General features: G+C 52.7%; 1 protein-coding gene. It reads left to right on the top strand.

Features of this window, described 5'->3' with window-relative positions; all coding sequences use genetic code 11:
- The first annotated feature begins 690 nt into the window (after nucleotides 1–690).
- A complete protein-coding gene (locus HF324_RS21980) occupies nucleotides 691–26,793 on the top strand; it encodes a non-ribosomal peptide synthase/polyketide synthase (RefSeq protein WP_168860840.1) in 26,103 nt (8,700 codons plus the stop codon).
- Nucleotides 26,794–26,807 lie beyond the last annotated feature (14 nt).

The raw sequence follows: 26,807 nt of genomic DNA, 5'->3' as shown, positions 1-26,807 counted from the left end.
GACACAGTTTATTTTACAGTCTCAAAAAATAAAATATACGGCCGGTTCAAACTCCGGCCATACACACAAAATCCCACACCCGCCCAGCCGCTCCATCGTACTAATCCCCGCAATAGTTCACCGCCATCATCCCCCCAACACCGAAATTTATCATGAAACTTTCCCCGCTGATGTTACATTGCATTTCGAATAATTTATTTTGCAGGAAAGTCAGGGATTATGCACCAGCCACCGGTGTCACTGAAGAGGATGGCGAACTAAATCTAAATTCTATATGCTTTACCATAGTCTTATGAAAGATATACCCATTACGGAAATAGATCGTACCTGCAACGTTCAATGCTGTTGTATGAGCGCAGCTTTCTGATAAGTGCATTTATTTAGCAGTTGAAATTGAATAAGACCCTTTTTTGAACCACCATGCGGAGGTTACTATTCCTATGTTGACGATAACTGTCAGGGAGCCCCGGAAACTTTCTTATTCAGTCGACTGACTGAAATACTTGCAGACACTTATGAAAGCTGCTGTGAGAGCTGTATTGCTTCGATGAAGCAATTAATTTTATTTACCATCAACTCAAAATAACCATTCTGCTGCTGCGGATTATATACCGCATTTGCCGCTACTTCCTATCTGTCACAGGTTTCAATTACATTTTTACACCCATTTAGATAGTAAAAAGAAAGACTATGTCAAGAGTATTATGCCCATTACATCCGTCTCAGTACGATGTATACAAGGATCAGCTGATTAATACAGATAGTACTTATTATAACATTGGTGGTTATACGAAAATAACCGGATGTCTTGATGTTGAAAAATTCACCGCCGTTGTTTGTTCCTTGCCTGAAGTATTTGACGCATTCCGTATGCGTTTTGATCCCTCGCAGGAAGCGTCCGGTGTATATTTTGCGGATGACTTCCGTAAGGCGGACCTGCCTGCATTGGATTTTAGCGATAAAGGTGCTGCCGCCGCTATGCAGTGGATGGAAGCACGTACCCATGAGCCTTTCATTATTAATAAGGATAGCCTGCTGTTCGAGCAATATCTCCTCAAGATATCCGGGGAAGAATACTGGTACTATTTTAAATACCATCACCTAATCACGGATGGTTTCGGTATCTCCGCGAAGCATCAGTACATCAGTAGCCGGTATAATGCATTGATATCAGGCAAAGAGAGATCGTTTAATTACCCTTCCTACAGGGAGGAGGCCATCAATGCGGACACTTATTATCACAGTGCCGCTTATCAAAAGGATGCCGCCTACTGGAAAAACAAAATAGCCGAAGCTCCGCGGAAATTATTTCAGCCACGATATCAGCAGCCGGCGACAGCCGGCAGTAGAAGTGGTACTTTGATAACAGACCCCGATGCCGGTATGATGGCAGTATTGGAGAGCTTGCTCGCACAAACCGGCTGCAGCCTGCAACAGCTCAGCATCGCGGCCTTAATGGTGTATTTCGCGCGTACCTCCGGCGCCACAGAATTGCTTGTCGGTACACCGCTGCATAAACGCAGGAACAAACAGCTGCGAAGCATTGTAGGCATGTTTACCAGTATATTGCCTTATAAGGGAACGTATAATCCCGAGCTTACCGTCCTGGAAATGATCAAAGAGATTGCGGTTGCACAGCGGGAAGACTACCGCCACCAGCAATACCTGATAGGTGACCTGAGCCGTCATTTTAAAATCAATGCTGCCGATGACCACCTGCTGGAAGTGGTGGTCAACTATGCGGCGCTGGACCTGGGGCTTGATCTGGGAGAGGAGGTGCAGGCAGCTACCTATGACATACCGGTGGGTTACGGCAGGTACCCGCTCGAGCTCTGGTGGCGGGATTATGGCAAACAACAGGCATTACAACTCAGGATAGATTTTAACAGGCAGTACTTTACTGCAGAAGATATAGAACTACTGACGGAACGTTTGTTCTTTATTCTCCGGCAATTCAACGATCATCTGCACGGGAAGGTCGCTGACATAAATGTGGTACCGGAAGCGGAACACCGGTTATTGGATAGTTTTAACGCCACTACCGTACCTTATGAAGATGTTACCCTGGTAGACCTGATCGCTGCACAGGTATTGCGGACGCCTGAAGCCTCCGCAGTATTGCTGGATGATGAATTGCTGACTTACAGGGAACTGGATAAACGTACTAACCAGCTGGCGCATTACCTGCGCACAAAAGGCGTAGGGCCGGACGTATTGGTGCCTGTCTGCCTGGAACGCTCACTGGATATGATCATCAGCATAGTAGGTATCCTTAAGGCCGGCGGCGCTTACGTGCCCGTGGACCCGGACTACCCGGCTGAACGCATCCGGTTCATGATAACCGACACGGGAGCCGGTTTGTTACTAACGCATCGTAAGCATGAGGGAGTGCTCACGGAGATGAACATATCGCCGGAAATACTGTTGCTGGATGAATCGGCGGAGATACTGGACCGTTTCCCATCAACAGCCGTGGATGCAGGACTTCAGCCCCATCATCTGGCTTACGTGATATATACGTCAGGATCTACCGGCCAGCCCAAAGGAGTAATGAATGAACACAGGGGTATCGTTAACAGGTTACTGTGGAAACAGTCCCGCTTTGGTTTGAATAAAGGGGAAGGGGTGCTGCAGAAAACCACCTTCAGTTTTGACGTATCTGTATGGGAACTGTTATGGCCGCTGATCACAGGCGCGCGTCTGGTGTTTGCACGTCCTCAGGGACAAAAAGATACGGACTACCTGAAAGACGTGATCCGGCATTATAATATCAGTACGGTCCATTTTGTACCGTCGATGTTGCAGGTATTCCTGGACAGCCTGGCTGATGGGGAATCATTACCCCTCACCAGGATTATATGCAGTGGCGAAGCCCTGAAGCCTCAACAGGTGCAGGACCTGCAGTTAAAGTTGCCTGGTGCGGAGTTGTATAACCTTTATGGCCCCACGGAGGCCGCGATAGACGTTACCTGCTGGCATGCTCCCCATCATTATAAAAACAACATCGTACCGATAGGTCAACCGGTATCGAATACACAGATACATATACTCAACAGTGAGGGCGCGCTGCTGCCGGTGGGCATTGCCGGTGAACTGCATATAGGCGGCGTGCAGGTGGCACGGGGCTACCTGAACCGCCCGGAACTCACGGAAGAAAGATTTATTAACGGACCACGCGGCCGGCTGTACAAAACCGGCGACCTGGCACGCTGGCTCCCTGATGGCAACATCGAATATCTGGGCCGTATAGACGACCAGGTGAAGATCCGTGGTTTCCGTGTGGAGCTGGGTGAGATCGAAAATACCCTGCTGCGTTATCCGGGTATCCGCCAGGCGGCCGTGGTGCTAAACGAAGACCGGCAGGGCAATAAACGTATTGTCGCTTACATAGTGCCGCTAACCCTGGTTGATAAGGATGCGTTGACGACTTTCCTCAAAAAGCTGCTGCCGGAATATATGGTGCCGGTATTGTTTGTGGAAATAGCGGAGATTCCGCTGACTGTCAATGGTAAAACAGACAGAAAAGCCCTCCCGGACCCGCATATCGAAGCCCTGCAAATCAATGATTATGTAGCGCCACGGAATGACGTGGAAACAACACTGGTAAGCATCTGGCAGGAGCTGCTGGGCATACAACGGGTGGGCATATACGATAATTTCTTCGAATTGGGGGGTGACTCCATCAATACATTGCAGATCGTCAGCCGGCTGAAACGCCTTGGTTATGAGCTGCAGCCCAAAGATATATTTGCCGCCCAGCATATTTCAGCGCTGGCGGCTATTGTAAGCAGCCGCCGTCAACAGGCATCGACTGCGGAGCAGGGCGTGCTTGCCGGTGAAAGCGGATTATTGCCCGTACAACAGTGGTATCACGAACTGTCCGGTAACGGCACTGACCCTTTATATCAATATGTGATTGTAAAGGTGGACAAACACCTCACTGCAGCGGATCTGGGCCTTGCGGTCAAAGGCCTGCTGCTCTGGCACGATGCACTGCGTTTCAGCTATAACAACGGAAAACAGGTTTATGGCACCTATAGCGGGGATATCGAAACATTATCCCAGCCGGCAGCAGAGGAGAAAGCTGTTATACAGAAGATCGTTACTTTCTCCCGTAAACTTGCATCCGGCCTGGATATACAAAGAGGTATACTGCTGAAGGCGGCCCTATGTACCTCCGGGGATAAAAGCAGCAATCACCTGCTGCTGGTGGTGCATCACCTGGCGGTAGATGGCGTTTCATGGCGCATCCTGCTGGAAGACCTGCAATTACTGCTGCAACATGCTGATATTCCCGGTACTAAGACAGCCTCTTATCGCCAATGGTATAAGGCACTGGAACAATACAGCACCCTGCCCGCGCTCCTGGAGCAACAAACCTGGTGGGAACAGGTGATACAGCAATACCACCCTTTACCGACGGATAATAACTACGCAGGCGAGATAACGGTGAAGGATATGGCTACCGTAACAAGCTCGCTCGATATTAGCCGTACCCGTCAGTTTTTACAGGAAGTGCCCAAAGCTTATCACACCAATAGTAATGATATCCTGCTTTGTGCGTTGCTGCTAACGCTGCAGGAGTGGCGTGGCGTCAGCAATGTAGTAATCGGCCTGGAAGGCCACGGCCGGGAAGACGGAATCGCGGAACTGGATATCAGCCGCACGGTAGGCTGGTTTACCAGCATTGCCCCGGTAGCGTTATCGTTGCCAGCGGAAAAGCAGGTGGCGGATGTGTTGAAAGAAGTGAAGGAACAACTACGCAGAACGCCTGACAAAGGGCTGGGTTATGGCGTATTGCGTTACCTGAACGAGACCCCCTCCCTGCAGCAGGAGACGCAATGGGATATCCTCTTTAACTATCTCGGTCAGCTTGATAATGAAGTAATATTTGGCGCTCATGCCGGCGATGGACTCTTGGTGAAAGAGAAGCTTGTCCTAAACTGTGTAGTGATGGAAGGGGTACTGCAAATGCAGTGGCAATATAGCTCCCGCCATTTTAAAGAAGATACTGTTAGATCCCTTGCGGAGATCTTCCTGTCAAAGTTATCCGATCTGATTGCTCATTGTGTGGAGCAGGCGGCAGCAGGAGCTGTATTTACTCCTGCTGACTACGGCCTGGAAGGGGTGATGACCAACGAGGAGCTGGACCGTTTCCTGGATGCGCCGTTTAATGGCGCCGTAAGGCGGTCACAGTTGGCAGACCTGTACCGGCTGAGCAGCCTGCAGGAAGGGATGCTGTTTCATAGTCTCTACCATGAGCAGGGCGGTGCTTATATCGATCAGTTCATAGCCACCGTTTCCCGGGTGGATATCTCATTGTTCCGTCAAAGTTGGGACGCGCTCCTCCGCCACCATACGATATTCCGGACTGCATTCTGTCACGATGTCTGCAGTGTGCCGGTGCAGGCGGTGTATCGGTCATCAGTACTGCCGTTCATCCTGCTCGATTATCGTAAAACAGCCGATCAGGAGCAGGCGATACAACAATACATCGAAAACGACCGCCGGCAGGGATTCGACTTTAGCGAAGCGCCCCTGATGCGTATCTCGCTGATACAGGTGGACGATAACGCTTACCGCCTGATATGGACATTCCATCATATCCTGCTGGATGGCTGGTCCGTTCCGGTGTTGCTGGAAGAATTACTGCAAACTTATGAGTTGCTGTCAGCGGGCAAAACCATCGATTTACAAAAAGAAGACCGCTATGCTGAATACATCCATTATCTCCGGCATCGTGATACCGGTGCGGAAGAGAAATACTGGAAAGCATATCTGCAGGGGGTGTCTTCCCCCGGATTACTGCCTTTTATTTCCGGGACGGCTAACCGTACCCGCAGTACCGGGCAATTCCGGCAGCTCACCTTCGAAGCGGATGCCACATTCATGGCGCAGATCACGCGTTACGCACAACAGCACCGTGTTACGCTGAATTCCCTGATACAGGGCGTGTGGGCGTACCTGTTATTCCGTTATACGGGCAGCGAACAGGTTGTTTACGGCGTTACCGTCTCTGGCAGGCCGGAAGGATTAGCGGATATAGAAAAGCGCGCCGGGTTGTTCATCAACACGATACCATTATATACCACTGTTAATAACAATATACCTGTCGGTGAATGGTTGCTTGACTTGCAGGAAAGCCAGTTGCAGAGCCGGCGTTACCAGCACGTTGAGCTAAGTGATGTACAGCGATGGACAGGTATCGGCAGCGAGTTGTTTGACACCCTGCTGGTGTTTGAAAATTACCCGGTGAACAGGGTCCTGGATTCGCACCACTGGCTATTGCAGATGGATAACCTGGAGATGAAGGAACAATCCAACTACCCGTTGACCATTGTGGTGATGGCAACTGATACCCTGCAGGTACAGTTCAGTTATAATGAAACTTTGTTGGATGGCGCCTATGTGCAGGCGATCGCAAAACATACTGAACAGGTACTGCGGCAGATTGTTCTTGCCAATACTGCCACACTGCAGGACATTGACCTGATCACTGCTGATGAGCGGATAACATTACTGGAAGATTTTAATGCAACGGCTGCCTCCTATCCGGACGTGACGATGGTAGACCTCCTGTCCGCGCAGGCTTTGCGCAGGCCGGATGCACCGGCGGTGCTGTTTGAAGAAGAAGTGCTGACATACGGTGAGCTGGATAGCCGTACCAACCAGCTCGCGCATTACCTGCGGACGAAAGGCGTAGGACCGGACGTGTTGGTGCCTGTCTGCCTGGAACGCTCACTGGATATGATCATCGCCATAGTGGGCATCCTGAAGGCCGGCGGCGCCTATGTACCGGTGGACCCCGATTACCCGGCAGAGCGTATCCGGTTTACGATAGAAGATACAGGCGCCCGGTTCCTGGTAACACACCGTAAGCATGAAAGCTTGTTTACCGGTGTGGACCTCTCACCGGAGATCTTGTTGCTGGATGTATCGGGGGAGCTGCTGAACAGTTTCCCGTCAACCGCTGTGGAATCAGGCCTCCAGGGACATCACCTGGCCTATGTGATATATACCTCCGGCTCTACCGGCAAGCCCAAAGGCGTGATGATAGAGCATAGAAATGTGGTGAGGCTGTTTGAGACAGATACCCCGCTGTATGATTTTAATGAAAACGATGTATGGACGATGTTCCATTCTTTCTGTTTTGACTTTTCCGTATGGGAAATGTATGGTGCATTGTTCTACGGCGGAAAGGTGGTGATAGTGCCGAAGAATATTGCGCAGGACACCGCCGCTTTCGGTGAACTGATAAAGGCCCGGGGCGTGACTATCCTGAACCAGACGCCATCTGCTTTCTATGTGTTGCAGGATTACCTGGTGCCAAACACGGACGTCATACCGGTCCGTTATGTGATCTTTGGCGGCGAAGCGCTCAACCCGGCAAAGGTAAAACCGTGGATGCAGCAATATCACTCATGCAGGTTGATTAACATGTACGGCATCACAGAAACGACGGTGCATGTCACCTATAAAGAACTTTTCCCGGACCAGCTGAGCAGCAGCAGTGTGATAGGTAAGCCCATTCCAACGCTGAGCCTTTATATACTGGATGCCGACGGATATTTATTGCCATTGGGCGTAGCGGGTGAAATGTACGTGGGAGGCGCAGGGCTGGCGCGCGGTTATCTCAACCGACCAGCGCTTACTGCTGCTAAATTCATTGCCAGTCCGTTCCGGCCGGGCGAGCGGTTGTACCGTACGGGGGACCTCGGCCGCTGGCTGCCTGACGGTACGCTGGAATATCTCGGCCGCATAGACGACCAGGTGAAGATCCGTGGTTTCCGCATTGAGCTGGGAGAGATTGAAAACGTACTGCAGCAATGCGAACTGGTGAACCAGGCCGTGGTGCTGGCGATATCAGACGGAGCTGATATGAAGCGACTGGTGGGCTATGTGGAGCCACAGGGTGCCTTCGATAAAGAGGGTATCCTGGACTGGCTGAAAGCAAGACTGCCGGAATACATGGTGCCCAGGTTACTGATCGAATTATCGGAAATTCCGCTGACGGTGAATGGAAAGGTGGACCGTAAAGCATTGTCCGGGCCGGCCGCGCTGCTGCCCGAGCAAGCGTACGTTGCCCCGCGGAATGCCACCGAAGCCAAACTGGCCGCTATATGGGAACGGCTGCTGAATGTACCACGGATAGGCATATACGACGATTTCTTTGCCGCCGGCGGACATTCGCTGCTCTCTATGAGGCTGGTGGCAGCATTGCGTAAGGAATTGCAGGTGACGTTGTCTGTAAATACCATCTTCAGGTATCCCACGGTTATACAGCTGGCTGCCTGTATCCGGGAACAGGCGCAGCCCGGCGACATTACGGCTGTCCGCACATTACCGCGCCCTGAACGTATTCCGCTTTCGTATAACCAGCAGCGTTTGTGGTTCATTCATCAGCTGGAGGGCAGCGTACATTACCATATATCCGGCGTATTAATACTCGAGGGTACACTGAACAAGGCTGCATTGCAGGCTGCATTACAGGATATCGTCAACAGGCACGAGGTGTTGCGTACGGTGGTGGAGGAAGCAGAAGGAAATGACTACCAGCGCGTGCTGGAAAAAGATGCCTGGCAGTGGCAAGAGACAGATCATGCATTGTCGGCAGCAGAGATGAAAGCGCTGACGGATCAGCCGTTTGATCTGAAGAAAGACCATATGCTGAGGGTGCACCTGGTCCGCCACCACGATACCCGTCATACATTGGTGCTCACTATTCATCATATCGCCGGCGATGGCTGGTCAACGGGCATTCTCATAAAGGAGCTGCAGGAATTGTATAATGCCTATGCCACTGGTACCAGCATACAACTTCCTCCCATTGAATTACAATATGCGGATTATACGCTTTGGCAGCAGGAGTACCTGTCAGGGGATGCTATTCAGAGACAATTGGGCTATTGGAAAGATCAGTTGACCGGTACTGCGTCGCTGGACTTACCCATAGATCATGTAAGGCCTGCGGTACAAAGTACGCGTGGCGCTACCCGTGTTTTCCTGCTGGACAAAACGCTGCATACCGATTTGCAAACGCTGGCCCGCCAGGAGGGCGTAACGCTGTACATGCTGCTGCTGGCTGCTTTCAAGGTGTTGTTGCACCGCTACGCCCGCCAGGAAGATATCTGCGTGGGCACGCCGGTGGCCGGAAGAACAACTGCAGAGACAGAGCCGCTTATCGGTTTCTTTACCAACACGCTCGCTCTGCGTACCAGTCTTCGTCCGGACCTTCCTTTTGCTGTTTATCTGCAACAGGTGAAGCAGGTTACGCTGAACGCCTATGACAACCAGGATGTTTCCTTTGAAAAAGTAGTGGAAGCACTGGGGCTGGAAAGAGACCTGGCCCGTCATCCATTATTCCAGGTGCTGTTCACGCTGGAGAACACGCCGGAGCTGAATGCGCTCCGGCTGGACGGTTTGCAGGTTACGGGCGCTGAAGTAGAAACCCATACCGCCAAATTCGATCTTACTTTCTCTGTCCGTGAAGTGCAGCAGGGATTGAAGCTGGCAGTGGAATATTGCACCGATCTTTTCGAAGCGGCGACCATTGAACGGATGGCCGGTCATTTCCGGCAGCTGTTGCATGCCGTGGTGGCTACGCCGTCCGCCACGGTAGGAGCTTTGCCGATGCTGGAGGAGGAAGAGAAGCAACAGTTGTTGTTGGGCTTTAATGCCACCGCTGCCGATTACCCTTCTGCCGCTACTATACCGGACCTCTTCCGGCAGCAGGCTGCTCTTCGCCCGGAGGCGACGGCAGTCGTGTTTGGAGATACCACACTTACGTACGCAGCGCTGGATGAACGTTCCGATAGGCTGGCGGGTTATCTCCGGGACAAGGGCATTGTCACCGAAACACTGGTGCCTGTATGTATGCACCGTTCTCCGGACATGATCGTGGCACTGCTGGCGATCCTGAAGGCTGGCGGCGCTTATGCGCCCATAGACCCTAACTATCCGGATGATCGTATCCGCTATATCCTGTCTGACCTGGGAGGACCGGTGCTGATCGCCGTCAGTGATCAAAGCGGCAGGCTGGCATCGCTGCAGCCTGATCAGGAGATAGTGTGCATTGACGCCCTGGCGGATGTTCCGGCATCCGTGGACCTCGCATCCGTGGAGCTACATGCAGATAACCTGGCATACGTGATGTATACTTCTGGTTCTACCGGCCGCCCGAAGGGAGTGCTGGTAGAGCATCATAATGTAACCAGCCTGGTATGTAATCCCGGTTATATTTCACATACGCCGGCAGACGCTATCCTGTCGGCCGGGTCTGTGTCTTTTGATGCAACGACCTTTGAATACTGGGGCATGCTGCTCAATGGCGGCCGCCTGGTACTAAGCCGGGAGCATGAGCTGCTGGATGTGGCTATGTTGAAGGAAGAGCTGCAAAGCAAAGGGGTAACACAAATGTTCTTTACGACCAGCTGGTTCAATCAGCTGGTGGATACCGATATTACCGTTTTTTCGGGCCTGGAAGTCGTCCTGGTAGGAGGCGAGAAGCTGTCGGAAAAACATGTGGAGAAATTACTGGCCGCATACCCATCGATAGGGGTGGGTAATGGCTATGGCCCGACGGAGAACACCACCTTCTCCCTGAGCTACCGTGTCGACGCCAATGATCTGCGGGCGATTATACCGATAGGTGTACCGCTGTCAAACAGAACGGCGTATATCCTGGACAGTTCAATGCAGCCGGTGCCGTTAGGCGTAATCGGCGAATTGTATGTGGGTGGCGCCGGGGTGGCGCGTGGTTACCTCAACGATCCGCAGTTGACTTCGGACCGTTTCCTGTCATCACCATTTGTGAAAGGGGAACGTATCTACCGGACCGGGGACCTTGCCCGCCGGGAAGCAGATGGTCTCGTCACCTACATGGGCCGCATCGACGACCAGGTGAAGGTCCGCGGCTATCGCATAGAACCCGGGGAAATAGAGCATGTGTTGCAGGAGCTCTCCGGTGTAAAACAGGCTTTGGTAACCGTACGTACCCATGCCGGAAGCGGGAAGCAGTTAGTGGCTTACATCGTGCCCGCTGAAGATTACAGCCAGGAATATATCCGCTCTTCTCTCAAACAGCGGCTTCCTGATTATATGGTCCCCTCGTTTATCGTTGAGCTGGACGCATTCCCGCTGACTGCCAACGGAAAATTGGATAGAGGTGCATTCCCATCGCCTGATCCGGGCACAGGAGGCCAACGGGTATACACAGCGCCGTCTGGTCCGCTGGAAACCCTGCTGGTGGACATCTGGGAAGAATTGCTGGGTGTGGGTCATATAGGCGTTCACGATAATTTCTTTGAGCTGGGTGGTCATTCCTTGCTGGCGATGCGTGAAGCAGCGGTATTGCGTAACCGTTTACAGGTGGAACTTCCCATCCGATCGTTATTCCAATATCCGACAATAGCGGAGCTGGCATCGTTTATATCAGGGCTTACACAGGAGGACCGCTTACCTGCTATTACAGCAGGCGGGCGTCCTGACCGCATACCGCTTTCGTATAGCCAGGAACGCTTGTGGTTCATTGACAGGCTTAGCGGAAGCACACAGTTTCATATGCAGGCCATACTGGAATTGAAAGGCGATCTTGATATAGCTGCCCTGGAACAGGCGCTCCGTGCTATCGTAGACCGGCACGAAGTATTACGCACCATAATGACAGAGGAAAACGGGACCGCTTTCCAGCAGGTCCTGCCTGGCGGCAATTGGCTGCTGGACCGCATTGACGGACCATTGAGCAGCACCGCCATCCACGATATCATCCATCATCCTTTTGATCTCTCGGCAGATTATATGCTACGGGGACATCTTGTCCGTATGCCGGAAGATACGCACATACTGGTGCTAACCCTGCATCACATTGCCGCCGACGGCTGGTCGGTAAGCGTTATTGTGAAAGAACTGGTCGCCTGGTATAAGCGCTATACCACCGGTACGCCTGTACAACTGCCGGAGATACCCGTACAATACGCCGATTACGCATTGTGGCAAAGAAAATATCTCACCGGAAAAATACTGGAAGAAAAAGCAGCCTACTGGAAACAGCAGCTGGCCGGGGTGGCGGTACTGGAATTGCCCACTGATTATCCGCGCCCGGCAGAACAGAGCACCCGCGGAACGATTTATCAGTTCCGCCTGAAAAAGCCTTTGCTGGAAAGTTTGAAGTCTGTTTCCCTCAAGGAGGGCAGTACTTTATTCATGACATTGCTGACAGCCTTTAAGGTATTGCTCCATCGCTACAGCGGCGAAACGGATATCTGCGTAGGTACGCCTGTCGCCGGCAGAACGCACCAGGAAACAGAGCATCTGATAGGCTTCTTCATTAATACCCTTGCCCTCAGGAGTAACCTGTCAGGAGATCCGTCATTTGTATCCCTGCTGCAGCAGGTGAAAAGGACCACCCTCAATGCCTGGGAGCACCAGGAAATACCATTTGAGAAAGTGGTGGATGCGGTGGCGGTTGCCCGCGATATGAGCCATAGTCCGGTATTTCAGGTAATGTTTGTATTACAGAATACGCCTGAGGTGCCTGAAATACAGTTAGGTGCGCTGAAATTAAAAGAGCAGCCTGTGGAAAGGGCTACTTCCCAATATGATCTGACTTTATCCGTCAATGAAGAGGCAACAGGGTTGTCTGTCAGCCTGGAATATTGCACGGATCTGTTCCGTCCTGATACTATCCGCCGGATGGCAGCACACCTGGAGGTTTTGCTCGAAGCGATCGTGCAGGACCCGCATGCGAATATCAGCGCGCTGAATATATTGCCTCCTGAAGAAGAAAAAATGCTGCGCTGGCAGTTCAATGATACGGAAGCCGGCTATCCGCTGCACCAGAATATCATTGATACGTTTGAGCAACAGGTGTTACGCACGCCGGAAGCGGTGGCGCTGGTGTATGAATCGCAGCTGCTGACCTACCGGGAACTGGATGAACGTTCGTCGGCGCTTGCGCGTTATTTGTGCAGCGAGGGCGTGCAGCCTGAGACGTTAGTGCCCATCTGTACAGAGCGTTCTCCGGAAATGATCATCGGTATATTAGGGATACTCAAGGCGGGCGCAGCATATGTGCCTGTTGATCCGGAATACCCGGATGAACGCATCCGTTATATACTGAAAGATACCGCTGCCGGTATCGCCGTTAGCAGCAGCGCCTGCAGGCATCGTTTCCCGGAGGCCATGGAGGTAATATGCCTGGATGGAGATATCCGGCAAACGGCGGCGACAGCAGCTATTACCTTGCCGCTGTTTGGTTCGGGGCAACTGGCTTACGTGATCTACACTTCTGGTTCAACCGGCAGGCCCAAAGGCGTGCTGGTGGAACACCGGGGAATTGTAAACCTGGCGTATTCACAGCGGGATGTGCTGAACATCAGGACAGGTACGCCCGTGCTGCAGTTTGCATCCTTCGGCTTCGATGGCAGCTGCTACGAGATATTCAATACGTTATTGAATGGCGGCATACTGGTACTGCCGAAGAAAGACGACCTTTTATCCGCCGAAAGCTTTACCGCCCTGATACACAGGCATCATGTAGCGGTGGCCGCTTTACCACCTTCCTACCTGCATATTATCAGGGATATGCTTGGCCCCCTGAAGACAATTATCTCGGTAGGAGAGGCATTCAATAAGGAAGACGGTCTGTATATCAGTGCTAAAGGTATCCGGGTGCTGAACGGTTACGGCCCTACGGAGAATACGGTTACCGTGACCATAGCACGGCAGCCGGTAATAGATGGCCGGGTAGTCATTGGCAAGCCGATTCACAATGTGCAGGTGCATATCCTGGACGGGAACGGAAGGTTGTGTCCTATTGGTATACCCGGTGAGATCTGTGTCAGTGGCGCCGCATTGGCCAGAGGTTATCTGAACCGGCCGGACCTGACAAAGGAAAAATTTATTAAAAACCACTATAATACAAGATTCAGTGGCCGGATGTATAAAACCGGTGATCTTGGGAGATGGCTGGCGGATGGAAACATCGAATACGCCGGCAGGAAGGATGACCAGGTAAAGGTACGCGGATTCAGGATTGAGCTGGGAGAAATAGAAACCGTTTTGCAGGAATGCGAATGGGTGGAGCAGGCAGCTGTAGCGGTGAAAACGGATGAATTCAATAACAAACGCCTGGTCGCTTACGTGGTGCCCCGTGCCGCCTTTGACCGTGAAGCTATCCTTACGCACCTGAAGGCAAGGCTGCCGGAATATATGGTGCCGGGCATCCTGCAGCAACTGGAGAAACTGCCGGTCACCGTCAACGGGAAGGTAGACCGTAAAATGCTCCCGGACCCGGACGCCAATGAGCTTTCCCATAATACCTATACCGCGCCCCGCAATGAAATGGAAGCTGTGCTGGCAGGCATCTGGCAGGACCTGCTGGGCATATCACAGGTAGGTATACACGATAATTTCTTTGAACTTGGCGGTGATTCAATTATCACCATCCAGGTAGTCAGCAGGGCTAAGCGCGCCGGCTATATATTACAGCCACGGGACCTTTTCCGCAGCCAGACGATAGCCGCGTTGAGTGAGCTGTTACAGGAGAATGCCCAACAACAGATTACTGCCGAACAGGGACAACTGACCGGCGCTGCCGGACTGTTGCCGGTACAGCAATGGTACTTTGATACCAACGGACAAAGCGGCGCGCATTTTAACCAGCATTTACTGCTGGAAGTATCAAAAGACATCTCCGTTAAAAAACTGGATAAAGCCATACAACAACTGGCCGTCTACCACGATGCCCTCCGGTTTATGTATACAGATCATGCCGGCGGCATACAGCAGATTTACGGAAATTATATCGCCGGGCTGGAAACGGTAGATGTCTCAGATTCCCCGGACAGTGAGCTGGCCACCAGGATTAATACCCTGGGCGATAAGTACCAGCGTAGTCTTGATCCCGGGGCAGGGGTGCTGTTCCGTGCATTGCTGTTACAGACAGCACCCGGAACAGAAAACAACAGATTGTTGTTAGTGGTCCATCACCTGGCGGTGGATGGCGTTTCCTGGCGTATTCTGCTCGAAGATCTTTCGTTATTGCTGAATAGCGATGTTCACGTTTCTCCCGAAATCACACTGGGCCCCAAAACAAGTTCCTACCGGCAGTGGTATGATGCCCTGGCAGATTATGGACAGTCGCCGCAGTTGCTGCGGCAGCGCCAGCATTGGGAGGAAATCAGGCAATTCCATACGCCGCTCAGGGTAGACCGGGAGGTGAAAGCGCCGGTGACCATGAAAGACACCGGGACCTGCGAGGTCCGTCTGGATGCCGTGCAAACGAGATATCTGCTGCAGGAAGTGTCCCGCGCCTATCACACGGATATCAATGATGTCCTGCTGGCCGCCCTCGCGGCTGCGGTATGTGACTGGAACAAGAGCCGCAGCGTCGTCATCGGGCTGGAAGGCCATGGACGTGAAGATATTCTTCCTGGTATCGATACCAGTCGTACCGTGGGTTGGTTCACCAGTATGTACCCCGTGTTGTTACGGCCTGACAGTACCACAGATATTGCTTCCCTGGTAAAATCAGTGAAAGAGCAGCTGCGTAAAGCGGAAGATAACGGCGTCGGATATATGGTGCTGAAATATATCAACCGGGCAGACAGCCTGCAGGGGAAAGACCCATGGGAGATCGGATTTAATTACCTGGGGCAATCAGACAACCTGGTGCAGGAATCCGGCTATCTCAGGATGGCGAAAGAAGCTGCCGGTAATCCGGTAGGAGAAGGGTTTATTCTTCACGATAAAATATTTATCAATGGCGCCGTGCAGAACGGAGAACTCATACTGCACTGGGGGTACAGCAGTCTGCATTATGATAGGGCAACGATCGCCGCGCTGGCAGACGCCTATCTCGCCATCCTTAAAGCTGTTGTCCACCATTGTATTGCGCAGGCGCCAGCCTATACACCATCTGATTATGGCCTCGAGCGCTGGGTGGATTACCGGGAACTGGACAGTTTCCTGGATGCCGGTTACAACGGTATGCCCAGAAGAAGCCAGGTGGCTGCTTTATACCGCCTGAGCGGCCTGCAGGAGGGAATGCTTTTCCATAGCTTGTATGATGAGGGGGCGGGAACGTATATAGAGCAGTTTAAATGTACGTTGGAGAATGTAAACGAAGAAGTATTCCTGCAATGCTGGGATTACCTGTTGCAGCATCACACCATCCTGCGCAGCGCTTTTTACTATGACGCCTTTAATGTGCCGGTACAGTGCGTGTATCACCAGGTGACGCTGCCGGTAGCGATACATGACGCCGGAACGGCATCGCAGCTACAGGCCATTGAGGAAGCCGATCTGCGGCAGGGATTCGATCTCGGTACCGCGCCGCTGATGCGGATTACGCTTGTCCGCCTTGGTGACGGCCGTTATCGTTTATTATGGACTTCGCATCACCTGTTGCTGGATGGCTGGTCATTCCCCGTGCTGGTGCAGGAGCTGCTGGAAGTGTACGGATCTTTACTCAAGGGAGAACAACCGGTAGTAGTACCTGAAGACAGGTATGAAGATTATATCCGTTTTATTTACCGGCAGGACAAGGCTGCTGAAGAACAATACTGGCGCCATTACCTGCGGCATCAGACGGAAGGCACGTTGTTGCCTTTCATCGATGGAGCGCAGAGTACTAAAGGGATCGGCCTGTTCCGGGAAACCGAAGTGGACCTGGATGCGGCGGTTACGGCGGTGTTGTCGCAGTATGCACAACAACACCGTATCACGGTCAATACGCTGATGCAGGGAGTGTGGGCGTTCCTGTTATATAAATACCTCGGCAGCCGGCAGGTGGTGTATGGCATCACGGTGTCCGGCAGGCCGGAATCCTTGCCGGGCATAGAGCAGCGGGTAGGCATGTATATCAATACGGTACCGTTGCAGGTGACCGTCAGCGGAGAGCGGGAAATCAGCGCCTGGCTGCAGGAACTGCAGGCAGACCAGCTGAATAGCAGGGAATACCAGTATGCATCGTTAAATGATGTGCAGCGGCTCACCGGTATTACCGGCGATATGTTTGACAGCGCCCTGGCATTCCAGAACTACCCCGTGAGCGATGTACTGGCGTCGCAGAACTGGTCCTTACGGATCAGCGAAGTAGCGGCAGACCCGATATCCAATTATCCGCTGACCATCATCGTAACAATGGGTGACAAGACCCGCCTGGCGTTCAACTATAACAGTGATCTGCTCAGTGATGATGATGCATCCCGCATCGCTGCCCATTTTAAACAGGCATTGCTGCAAATCATTCATAAAGCGGCAATACGCCTTGATGCCATCAGCATATTGACCGCCGAAGAAAAAAGCCAGCTGCTGTATGGCTTCAATGCTACTGTCGTGGATTATCCCGCAACGGCCACTATACCGGACCTTTTCATGATACAGGCGGCACAAAGGCCGGAAGCTACTGCGGTGGTATTTGAAGACACCTCGCTTACCTACGCTGTGCTGGATGAGCGTTCGGATAGGCTTGCCCGTTATCTTCACAGCAAGGGCGTGACCGTTGAAACCCTCGTGCCGGTATGTATGCACCGCTCGCCGGACATGATAGTGGTCCTGCTGGCCATCCTGAAGGCCGGCGGCGCTTATGCGCCGATAGATCCGGACTATCCGGACGACCGGATCAGCTATATCCTGTCTGACCTGGGAGGCCCGTTGCTGATCACCAACAGCAGGAACAACGCGCGGCTTAACGCACTGCAGCCGCAACAGGAAATAATATGCATAGACACACTCACAGATGTTCCGTCATTGTCAGGCGGCCCTGCTGTTGACGTACGTGCAGACAACCTGGCGTATGTGATGTACACGTCCGGGTCTACCGGCCGCCCCAAAGGGGTGCTGGTGGAGCATCGGAACGTCACCAGCCTGATTTGTGATCCTGGTTATATCACCTTTGAGCCATCGGACGCTATCCTGTCGGCAGGATCGGTGTCCTTTGACGCTACCACTTTTGAATACTGGGGCATGCTGTTGAACGGCGGCCGGCTGGTGCTGAGCCGCGAACATGATCTGCTGGACGTCGCTGTATTGAAAGAAGAACTGCAAAGCAAAGGTGTCAATAAAATGTTCTTCACCACCAGCTGGTTCAATCAGCTGGTAGATACCGATATTACCGTGTTTGCGGGCATGGATGCGATATTGACAGGGGGAGAGAAGATGTCCGAAAAACATGTGGAAAAACTACGGGCGGCTTATCCTGCTATTGCCATGAGCAATATCTACGGACCGACAGAGAATACCACCTTCTCGCTGAGCTACCGCATAGACCTGTACGGCCTCCGCACAGTTACGCCGATAGGAGTGCCATTAAGCAACAGAACGGCCTATGTTCTTGACAGTTTGATGCAGCCGGCGCCGGTAGGCGTAACAGGAGAACTGTATGTCGGAGGAGCCGGCGTGGCGCGTGGTTATCTGAACAATGAAGAACAGACTGCCGCCAGGTTCCTGGCGGATCCGTTCGTCGAAGGAGGACGTATTTACCGGACGGGAGATCTGGCCCGCCGTGAAGCGGATGGCAACATCACCTTCATGGGCCGTGCAGATGACCAGGTGAAGATCCGTGGCTACCGCATAGAACCGGGAGAGGTTGAAAGTGTGCTGCTGCAGTGCCCGCAGGTGAAACAGGCCTTTGTAATGGCTGTTTCTGACGCCGTGCATCAGCATAAGCACCTGGCAGCTTACGTCGTGCCTCAGCATACATTCGACAGGACAATCATCCTGGACTACCTCAAAGAGCGCCTTCCGGATTATATGGTGCCCTCTTTCCTTATAGAGATGGAGTCCCTGCCGCTGAATGCCAATGGGAAGATTGACAAGAAAGCCCTGCCTGCACCGGAAAAAGAGATACCCGTTGCTTCTTCTTTCGTGGCGCCGCGTAATGCGCTGGAAGAAACAATGACCGGCATCTGGCAGGAATTGCTCGGTGTACCACAGGTAGGGATACACGATAACTTCTTTGAACTGGGCGGCGATTCCATTATTGTGATCCAGATGGTCAGCCGTATACGGCGTGCGGGCTTTGAACTGAAGGTGGGCGATATTTTTGAAAATCAGACGATTGAAAAGATTTCCGCACAATACTATTCACAGGAGGGAGCGACCAGTAATGCTGAGCAGGGCAAACTGACCAGCAGCAGCGGGTTATTGCCCATACAGCAATGGTACTTCGGGAATATTTCAGATACGCGGATACCTTTTAACCAAAGTGTTCTGCTGGATATAGATAAATCCATTACCGCCACGGCGGTCGACACAGCGATCAAACAACTGCACCGGTACCATGATGCGCTGCGGTTTACTTTTAACAGAAACGGATCTGAATGGGAGCAGGTGTACGGTACCTATGAAGGACAGTTGGTGATAGCAGATTTACGGCATATTACCTCAGCGCAGCTACCGGCAGCTATCAGGGATATACACGATAGCAGCCAGTATAGTCTTGATATTGCCCGGGGCATACTGTGTAACGCGGTATTTATACAAACGCCGGCTGAAACAAGCGGGAACAGGCTGCTGCTGACTATTCACCACCTCGTCATAGATGGTGTATCCTGGCGTATCCTGCTGGAAGACCTGGCCCTGTTGCTGCAGGGCGGCGACATCGGCGCAAAATGCAGCTCCTGCAGGGAATGGTACCAGGCGCTTACCCATTACAGCGGCAGCAGGCGGTTGCTGGGCCAGCAGTCCTACTGGACACAAACAGTGAAGAGGAATGTACCGTTACGTACCGATAAAGTCACCGATGCGCCCGTTACCATGGCCGATATGAAGGGCCATACGGTTCGCCTGGATGCCCATCGCACCAGGCAGCTGCTGCAGGATGTTCCGCAGGCATATCATACGGTGATCAACGACCTGCTGCTGGCAGCGCTGGCACATACATTGTCCGGATGGAATAATAACGGGCAGGTAATGATAGGCCTGGAGGGGCATGGCCGTGAGCATATCAGCGAGGCGGTAGATACCAGCCGCACGGTGGGTTGGTTTACCAGTCTGTTCCCGGTATTGCTGGAAGTGGACCTCAACGGTTCGTACGAGCAACTGTTGAAAGATGTGAAAGAACAGCTGCGTAAAATAGCGGACAAAGGGCTGGGTTACGGCGTACTGAAATATATCAACAGGCTGGAACCCTTACAGGAAAAGGATCCCTGGCAGGTGGTGTTCAACTACCTGGGCCAGTCGGATAATATTGTTGAAAGAGAAAGCTTCCTGCGTATTGCCGGCGAGCCGCTGGATACTGTTGCGGGCGGGGACTTACCGGTACAGCATCTGTTGGCCGTGAATGCGGTGGTGCAAGGCGGGGAGCTGGTATTGCAGTGGGGATACAGCCGGCATCATTTTGAAGCAGATAGTGTTCATCTCCTGGCGGAAAAATATTGCCTGTGCCTGGAAGCATTGATAGATCAGTGTTTATCAGTAGAAACCCCTGTATTTACCCCTGCCGACTACGACCTGGGAGACGTGATCAGCAATAAAGAGCTGGACAGTTTCATGGACGCACCTTACCAGGATGCCACCAGGCGCTTTTACATGAGTGGTATGAGCAGATTGAGCAGCCTGCAGGAGGGTATGTTGTTCCATAACCTGTTTGATGAAGGCGTGGGAGCTTATATCGACCAGTTCGCCTGCGAGCTGACAGACGTGCAGCCGGACCTGCTCGAACGAAGCTGGAATGAAGTGCTGCTCCGTCACAGCATTCTGCGTACTGCCTTTTACAGTGACGCCTTCAGTATTCCCGTACAATGTGTATACAAGGATATACGTATACCGGTAACCGTTATTGATTACCGGCATATGTCCCCCGGCGGGCAGCAGGAGGCGGTAGCAGCCTTCAGCGCGGCAGACAGGGCCAGGGGCTTCGACTTCACCGCGCCGCCGCTAATGCGCATCACCTTGCTGCGGCTTAGTCATGAGAAATACAGGCTGCAATGGACTTTCCACCATATTCTGCTGGACGGCTGGTCTATCCCCGTATTGATGGAAGCATTGCTGCAAACCTACGAAGCGCTGGCCACCGGCAGCCAGCCGGCGCCTGTGGCGGAGGACCGCTATGAGGATTATATACGTTATCTGCATCGCCGGAACAGGCAGACCGAAGAGCTGTGGTGGAAAGAGTATTTATCGGGCATGCACGAAGGCTGCCTGTTGCCGTTCATTGGCACTACCGCAGCAAGGAATAAGGGTACCGGCGAATACAGGGAGCATATCATCTACATGGAAGCGGCTGCCGCAGAGCGTTTTGCGCATCACCACCATATTACGCAGAATACACTGATGCAGGGGCTGTGGGCCTTCCTGCTGTACCGTTATACCGGTAACCGGCAGGTGGCCTACGGCGTGACGGTATCAGGCCGGCCGGCTGACCTGGAAGGTGTAGAACAGCGGGTGGGACTTTACATCAATACACTTCCTCTGCATGCCGCCGTAGACGAATCCCGGGAAATTGTTCCCTGGCTGCAGGAGCTGCAGGCTAAACAAACACAGGTGCGTAGCTACCAGTATACTTCCCTGATAGACATACAACGGTGGGCAGGCATCCCCGGCGATCTCTTTGATACCTTGCTCGTATTTGAAAACTACCCGGTGAACCATCTGCTGGCCGTACAGCCGTGGAAGCTGAAAGCCGGCAATGTAGAGATGGATGAGCAGACCAACTACCCGCTCAGTATCGCCATCTCCACCGGTGAAAAAATAACGGTACGCTTCAGCTATAATGCCTCCCTGCTGGAGGATGGCTATGTAGGCGCAATTGCCGGCCATTTTGAACAGGTGTTTACACAAATAGTAACACAGCAGGCCAGCCACCTCGGCGCCTTAAACTGCATTACGCCATCAGAAAGAATACAGCTGACTGATACGTTCAATGATACGATAAGGGAATACCCGGCAGACAGCAACCTGGTTGAGCTGATAGGTAAACAGGCTTCCCGGAGGCCGGATGCCACAGCCGTCATCATGGACGGGCGACGCCTGTCATATGCTCAGCTGGACGCGCATTCTAACCGGTTGGCGCATTGCCTGCGGGAGCTGGGCGTTACCACGGACACGCTGGTTCCGATATGCCTCGAGCGTTCACCGGAAATGCTCATCGCCATACTGGGCATTATGAAAGCGGGAGGGGCTTATGTGCCAATGGATATTGATTACCCTGCCGACAGGATACAGTATATCCTGGATGATACCGTTGCGGGGATCGTCGTAACGGGTAGGAACAGAAAGCATGATATTTCCGGGGGAATAACTGTTATTTCAATAGATGCCGAGGGAGATACGCTCGACGGGTATCCTGCGGGACCGGTGTCCCATACGATAGCTTCGCATGACCTGGCATATGTCATCTATACTTCGGGATCTACCGGTCGTCCTAAAGGTGTTATGGTGGAACATGGAGGCATGCTCAACCACCTCTATGCCAAAATAAACGACCTGCATATGACCGATACTTCCGTGGTCGCCTATACCGCTTCGCCGACATTCGATATTTCTGTCTGGCAGATGATGTCGGCATTGCTGACAGGCGGTACTACGGCTGTTTACAGCGAGGAGGCAGTGTTACAGCCTGCGTCGCTGCTGCAGGCAATTGACCGCGATGGGGTAACTATCTGGGAAGTAGTGCCGTCTTACCTCGGCGCGTTGCTGCAGGAGCAGGCCGGGGTCGCATTACAACAGCTGCGATACCTGCTGGTGACCGGCGAAGTGCTGCCACGGCACATACTGGCGCAGTGGTTCGAACATCCGCTGTATGGACATATTCCTGTTGTAAATGCTTATGGTCCTACAGAGGCTTCCGATGATATCTGCCATCATATGATGCATCACACGCCGGAGAGCCTGAATGTGCCACTCGGTAAGCCTTTGCAGAATATGCGTATATACATTCTGGATAGTCAGAACGGCTTATGCCCCGTAGGGGTGCCGGGAGAAATATGCGTGTCCGGCATTTGCGTGGCGCGCGGTTATCTCAACCGGGCTTCGCTGACGGCTAAATCTTTTGTTACGGACCCCTTCCGTCCGGAGGTGAGGATGTACCGCACCGGAGATGTTGGCCGCTGGCTGCCTGACGGTACCATTGAATACAGAGGCCGCGCAGATGACCAGGTGAAAGTTAGAGGATACCGCATCGAACTGGGCGAAATAGAAAATGTATTACAGCAGTATCCCGGTATTAAACAGGCGGTGGTGCTGGTGAAAGACACGGCCACCGGTAAACAGCTGGCAGGCTACATCGTCTGCCACGGTACATTTGACAGGGACAGCGTTGCCGCTTATCTTAAAGCACAGCTGCCTGCCTATATGGTGCCTGCAATATGGATAACGCTGGATAGTTTCCCGCTTACTCCTAATGGTAAAATAGACAAACAGGCACTGCCTGCTCCCGGCGACTCCTGGCGTGCGGACAACTACATGGCGCCCCGCAATGAGCGGGAACAGTTGCTGGCGGACATCTGGGGAGAATTACTGAATATAGAGGCGGTAGGCATCCACGACAATTTCTTTGAGATTGGCGGGCATTCCCTGCTGGCCATGCGCCTGACAGCTGCCCTGAGGAAACATGAACAACTGGAGATCCCCGTAAGGCAGATATTCGAACATCCCACTATTGCCGGGCTGGCAGCGTATATGGCCGGTCTGGCAAAAGCAACGTTGCCGCCGGTGACCAGGACGCCGGAATATCCGCAGCACCTCCCGCTGTCGTATAGCCAGGAACGTTTATGGTTCATCGACCAGCTGGAAGGAAGCGTGCAGTATCATATACCTGCCGTCCTGCGCATGGAAGGCAGGTTAGACAGGAGCGCGTTGTGGAGTGCCTTGCAGGAGATTGTCAACCGCCATGAAGTGCTGCGCACTGTTATCCGTACCTACGGCGGACAGCCTTATCAGCATATCCTTGAAAAAGATAACTGGGACTGGACGGTCATCACCGGGGACTATGACGTGGATGCACTGGTACGCATGCCTTTCAACCTGTCGGCAGATTATATGTTACGCGCTCACCTGCTACAGGAAGGAGAGGAAACACACCTATTGGTGCTGACCCTGCATCATATTGCCGCAGATGGTTGGTCAATAAGGGTTATCGTAAATGAATTGACAGCTTTGTACAAGGCCTATAGCACGGCGGGAAAATCATCGCTGCCGGCATTGGAGGTCCAGTATGCGGATTATGCTATCTGGCAGCGCCACTATCTCTCCGGTAAAGTACTTGAAAGGAAGCTGGATTACTGGAAAGATAAATTAACCGGCACTACTCCGCTGCAGTTGTCGACAGATTATCCCTATCCCGCGGTACAAACGGGCCGGGGGGCCTCCAGCCATTTTCATCTCAGTAAGGAGATGACGGACGCGCTGCAGGGTTTTTCACAGCAACAGGGCGTTACGCTCTTTATGACGTTGCTGGCTGCCTTCAAAGTGCTGTTATATCATTACAGCGGCCAGGAGGATATATGTGTAGGCAGTCCCGTGGCAGACAGAACACAGGCGGAAACAGAAAACCTGATCGGCTTTTTTGTAAATACACTGGCGCTCAGAAGCAGCCTGGCGGACAACCCGGCCTTCACAGCGCTGCTCCAACAGGTGAAACAAACCACCCTGGATGCTTATGAGCATCAGGACGCACCTTTTGAGAAAGTGGTGGAAGTGGCGGTAAAAGAGCATGACCGGAGCCGCAGCCCTCTCTTCCAGGTGATGATGGTATTGCAGAATATGCCGGAAGCGTCCGCGCTGGAGCTGGAGCACCTCCGCCTGTTGCCGGTGGCCGCTGAACAAACTACCTCCAGGTTTGACCTTACATTCATCTTGTCGGTTACATCACAGGGGCTGGAAGGTAATATAGAATACAGTACCGATCTCTTTAGCGGGAATACGATCAGCCGCATGGCCGCTCACTTTGAGCAATTGCTGGCGGATATACTCCGGGCGCCTGAAACACCGGTGGCTTTATTGTCGGTGTTGTCGCCGGCTGAAACGCACGAAGTGACCGTTGCCTTTAATAATATTGCTGCCAGTTATGTATTACAGCCGGGCCAAACGGCACTGGACCTGTTTGCCGCATGGGTGGCCGGCAGTCCGGATGCGCCGGCCGTGTTGCATGGAGACAGCGTGCTGACCTATAAAACGCTTGATGAACGGTCTTCACAGCTTGCATATTACCTGCGCGATAAAGGCGTGGAAGCAGAGACATTGGTGCCGGTATTCATTAACCGTACACCGGAAATGATCATTGCCGTTATGGGGATCCTGAAAGCCGGCGGAGCTTTTGTGCCTGTTGATCCGGAATATCCTGCGGAGCGCATACAGTATATGTTGTCTGATACACGTGCTGCATTACTGATCAGTAACAGGGCCACCATACAGCGTTTGCAGGTGGAGCAGCTGCCGGATATTATCCTGCTGGATGATGAGCAGCCTGTTATTGACGCTTATCCTGTCACCGGGCCAGGTGCACGTCCTTCCCCTGGTCAACTGGCTTACGTGATCTATACGTCCGGCTCCACAGGTCGTCCCAAAGGGGTGATGGTAGAACACAAAGGGTTATACAACCTGGTGCAGAGCCAACGGGACGCATTGCATTTACGGCCTGGTATGAGGTCATTGCAGTTTGCTTCTTTCAGCTTTGATGCGGCCTGTTATGAAATATTCAACACGCTGATGAGTGGCGGTACGCTGGTATTGCCGGAGGAAGATGACCTGTTGTCGGTCGCCCGTTTTGCCTCATTGCTGGAACGCCGGCAGGTGGAACTGGTAACATTGCCGCCTTCTTATCAGCGCGTTGTGAAAGATGTGCTCGGACCGGTGAAAACAGTGGTTTCCGCTGGTGAAGCCCTGCGTGTGGAAGACGCCCGTCATATGATGAAAAAAGGTATCCGCGTGGTCAATGCCTACGGGCCTACAGAGAATACCGTGTGTTCTACGCTCACCGGCGACCCGGTAAGGCCGGATAATACAGTCGTGATAGGACGGCCTGTTGCAAATGTGCAGGTATACATTCTGAATACCTGGGGCGGATTGTGCCCGGTAGGCGTGAAAGGAGAGATATGTGTAGCCGGTCCGGGGCTGGCGCGTGGCTACCTGCATCGTCCGGACCTCACAGCAGCCAGTTTTGTCACGACGCCGTCCGGTTACAGGATTTATAAAACCGGCGATGTCGGCAGATGGTTGCATGATGGTAACATAGAATACCTCGGAAGGGTGGATGAACAGGTGAAGGTCCGTGGCTATCGTATTGAGCTGGAAGAAATTGAAAAAGTGATAGAAGAACACAGTGAAGTAAGCCAGGCGGTGGTGCTGGTCCATCCTGCCAACCAGCATGATAAGGTGTTGACTGGCTATATCGTTCGTCAAGGCAGTATAGATCAGGATGGCCTGTTGTCATGGCTGAAGAACAGGCTGCCGCAATACATGGTCCCTGCCATGCTCACGTTCCTTGACGAACTGCCGCTGACACCCAGCGGGAAAATAGACAAGAAAGCCCTTTTACGGTTGGACCTGGGTATTGCGCGCACTACGGACTACGTAGCGCCTGCCGGTGAAATAGAGCAAAAGCTTGCCTTGATATGGGAACAATTGCTCAACGTACAACGTATTGGTGTACACGATAATTTCTTCGAGACAGGCGGCCATTCTCTGTTAGCGATGCGTGTCCTGGCGGCCGTACACGAAACCTGGGAAGTGAACATTCCGGTAAGTACATTCTTCCAGCTGCCTACTATCAGCGCGCTGGCGGTGCATGTCCAGGTAAACCGGCAGGACGTGCAGCTGAAGGAAGCAGATACCAGATCTTTCAATTTGTAAAGAATAAATTATTA

Source organism: Chitinophaga oryzae (assembly GCF_012516375.2).
Taxonomy (GTDB): domain Bacteria; phylum Bacteroidota; class Bacteroidia; order Chitinophagales; family Chitinophagaceae; genus Chitinophaga; species Chitinophaga oryzae.
The sequence above is the reverse complement of the archived record's forward strand: the minus strand, read 5'-3'. Positions and strand labels throughout refer to the sequence as shown.

What these genes read in the sequence shown, in the direction of transcription:
- HF324_RS21980 (WP_168860840.1), top strand. Translation starts at nt 691, where the DNA reads ATGTCAAGAGTATTATGCCCATTACATCCGTCTCAGTACGATGTATAC.